Origin of the sequence: Agathobaculum sp. (genome assembly GCF_050946325.1) — a bacterium.
Classification (GTDB): domain Bacteria; phylum Bacillota; class Clostridia; order Oscillospirales; family Butyricicoccaceae; genus Agathobaculum.
This window is the reverse complement of record NZ_JBMNUP010000178.1, coordinates 1-2,980: the sequence shown is the minus strand read 5'-3', so window position 1 is coordinate 2,980 and position 2,980 is coordinate 1. Positions and strand designations below refer to the sequence as shown.

Sequence of the window (2,980 nt, the reverse complement as noted above, 5' to 3'; positions counted from 1 at the left end):
CCTTCCTGACCTGCGCACAGCAGTCGATCATGAATTTTGGCATTTTGATGGTGCAGGGCTTGGTCAACAGCTTTGGTACGGCGGTGATGGCGGCGTTTGCGGCGGCGGTGAAAATTGATTCGTTTGCATATATGCCGGTACAGGATTTCGGCAATGCGTTTTCCACCTTTGTTGCGCAAAATTATGGAGCGGGGAAGACAGAGCGCATTGGCAGAGGAATCCGTTCCGCAGCAGCGGCGGCGCTGGTGTTTTGTGTGGCAGTCAGCCTGCTGGTGTGCGTGTTTGCAGCGCCGCTGATGGGACTGTTTATTGATGCGGCAGACCTGGAAATTATTTCGGTCGGCGTGCAGTACCTGCGGATCGAAGCTTCGTTTTATTTTGGCATCGGACTATTGTTTTTACTGTACGGTTTTTACCGTGCTGTCGGCCGGCCGGGCATGTCGGTGGTGCTGACGGTGGCGTCGCTGGGCACGCGGGTTGCGCTGGCATATACGCTGAGCGCAGTACCGGCGATCGGCGTGACCGGCATATGGGTCTCTGTTCCCATTGGCTGGCTGCTGGCCGACCTGATCGGCATCGGATACTATTTGCTCTGCCGGAAACGGCTGCTGCCGCCTTTGGAAAAATGAAAAACAGCCCGCCGGATACGTCCGGCGGGCTGTTTTGGTTGCCGCAGCGAATCAGCGGCCAAAATAGCTGAAATGCATGTAATCGCGCTTGCTGCGCCAGGCGTTGCCGCCCCAGGAGAAACCGTATTTGGTGAATGCGTTGTACACATCGCCGCCTTCGGGAATGGAGTAGGGATCGTCATAGGGCAGCCAGTGCGTACCGCAGGTCGGCGTCAGACTGCCATCCGCGTTGATGGTGGCCTCCATGTTCTCTTCCCAGTTGATATCGACAGCCGTGCCCTGCGAATGCTCGCCCGTGCGCCAGGCGTAGCAGCCGACATTTTTGATGGGGAACTGCTCGTCGCCGTTGTAGATTTCCTCAAACACGGCCTGATATACGGATGCAAGGCTCTGATTGACGATCATATAAGCGGTATCGGAGGTTTTGCTGCCGTCCTTCTGGAGCCGCCAGACGGGTACGGCGATTTCCACCATGTTGGCCTCGGCCTCCTCGGCAGTCTGGTATTTCTCGCCGCCCTCGCCGTAAACAAACGCCATTTTTTCCGCTTCGGTTTGCGGCAGAGCGTCCGCATCCATGCCGCTTGCGTCGTCGGGTGCTGGGTGGGGCGGATGCTTTTCGGGTTTGAACGCGGCGCAGAAGCGGTTTGCCATGATCAGCGCCTGTTCGCGGGTTGCTGTGCCGTCAGGTGCAAGCTGCGTATCACCTTCGGAGGAGGAAATGCCGTTGATAATGGCGTAATCAGCCATGGTGGTAACAGCCTGCGAGGCATAGCCCTTGATACTGTCCGCATCGGGATAACCCTCTATGGCGGTCTCGCCTGCGATGGGGGGCGCGGCCAGGTCGGACGCTTCCAGCACATGATACAGCATAACGCACAGGTCCTGCCGCTCGATTGTCGCATCGGGATCAAAGATTGCATCGCCGCGGCCGTTAATCAGCCCCAGTTCATAAGCGGCGGCAACGTTGGGGTCGTCGCAGTCTCGGAATGGCTTTTTGCCGGAAACAAAAACCGCCTTGCCGCTGACGGCGCGGTAAGTGTTCAGCGCGATGCCGCAAAATTCGGCGCGCGTGATATGCTCCTTTGCAGACAGATCGGTAAGTGCGCTGGGCGCAAGTCCTGCGGCCTCGGCGGCTGCCACATCGGACTGCGCCCAAACGGAAATGCCGGAAAGTGCATTGGCGTTCGGGGTAAGCATGGCGGCCAGCAGCGCAATTGTGCCGGCGCCGCGCAGAATGGGATGGGACATGGGAAAATCCTCCTTCGGGAATCGGGATGTCTGATTGCTGGTGAAAACGGAATGAACAGTAGAAAATAGAATGAAAACTGCCTCTTGGGCGGTTTTTTCAGCATAAAGAAAATGCAGCGGTCAGCCGCCGGCTGCGCGGTCAATCGAACGGTATTGCAGTGCCTCGGCCAGATGCTCGACTTCGATTGTCTCGCTGCCGGCAAGGTCGGCAATGGTGCGCGCGGTGCGGAGCACCCTGTCGTGCGCACGGGCGGTCAGACCAAGACGCTCAAACGCAGCGGCAAACATGGCGGAAGCCTGTTCGGAGAGCGGACACATTTCAGCCAGCAGAGAGGCCGGAATCTGTGCGTTGCAGACGGCCTCGCCCTGTCGGGCGTATTGCAGCGCGCGCACAGCGGTGACGCGGGCGCGGATATCGGCCGAGCTTTCCTCGTGCGTTTTGCCGCGGGACGCCAGGGCAGCGTATTCCACCGGCTGCACGGCAACCTGCAGGTCGATGCGGTCAAGCAGAGGTCCGGACAAGCGCCTGAGATATTGCTGCACCGATGTTTGGGAACAGGTGCAGCGGCTGGTGCCGTACCAGCCGCATTTGCAGGGGTTCATGGCAGCGATGAGCTGGAAGGCAGCGGGATAGGTGACCTGGCCTGCTACGCGGGAAATGGTGACGCGGCCGTCTTCCAGCGGCTGGCGCAGCGTTTCCAGTACGTCGCGGTGAAATTCGGGAAGCTCGTCCAGAAATAATACGCCGCAGTGCGCCAGCGTGATTTCGCCCGGCGTGGGCAGACGGCCTGCCGTTCCCGTTCCGCCGGCAATTGCATTGGCGGAAGAGTTGTGGTGCGGCGCACGGAAGGGTCGTTCGGCGCGGGCGGCGGCCTGCTGTCCCTTGCCAATGGTGGACCATACGCGGATGACTTCGAGCCGCTCCTTGTCAGAGAGCGGGGGAAGAATGGTTGGGAACCGTTTGGCCATCATGCTTTTTCCGGAACCGGGCGGGCCGGACAACAGAATGTTGTGCCCTCCGGCCGCTGCGATTTCCAGCGCCCGTTTGACGGCGTGCTGCCCTAAAACGTGCTGAAAATCCAACTGTGCGCAATCGGATACCG

General features: G+C 59.7%; 3 protein-coding genes. 1 reads left to right on the top strand and 2 read right to left on the bottom strand.

Going from position 1 to position 2,980, the window contains the following annotated elements; genetic code table 11:
• A partial coding sequence (locus ACOYIE_RS10200) for an MATE family efflux transporter (RefSeq protein ID WP_433412877.1) occupies nucleotides 1–629 on the top strand: 629 nt, incomplete at its 5' end.
• A 51-nt stretch (nucleotides 630–680) separates the two neighbouring features.
• Here the strand turns inward: ACOYIE_RS10200 and ACOYIE_RS10195 are convergent.
• The gene (locus ACOYIE_RS10195; protein WP_433412875.1) at nucleotides 681–1,877 is read right to left on the bottom strand and encodes a M15 family metallopeptidase; all 1,197 of its coding nucleotides are present in this window, start codon (nucleotides 1,875–1,877) and stop codon (nucleotides 681–683) included.
• Between the two features lie 120 nt (nucleotides 1,878–1,997).
• On the bottom strand, nucleotides 1,998–2,980 hold a 983-nt coding region (locus ACOYIE_RS10190; protein WP_433412873.1), incomplete at its 5' end, for a YifB family Mg chelatase-like AAA ATPase.

What these genes read in the sequence shown, in the direction of transcription:
- ACOYIE_RS10195 (WP_433412875.1), bottom strand. Translation starts at nt 1,877, where the DNA reads ATGTCCCATCCCATTCTGCGCGGCGCCGGCACAATTGCGCTGCTGGCC.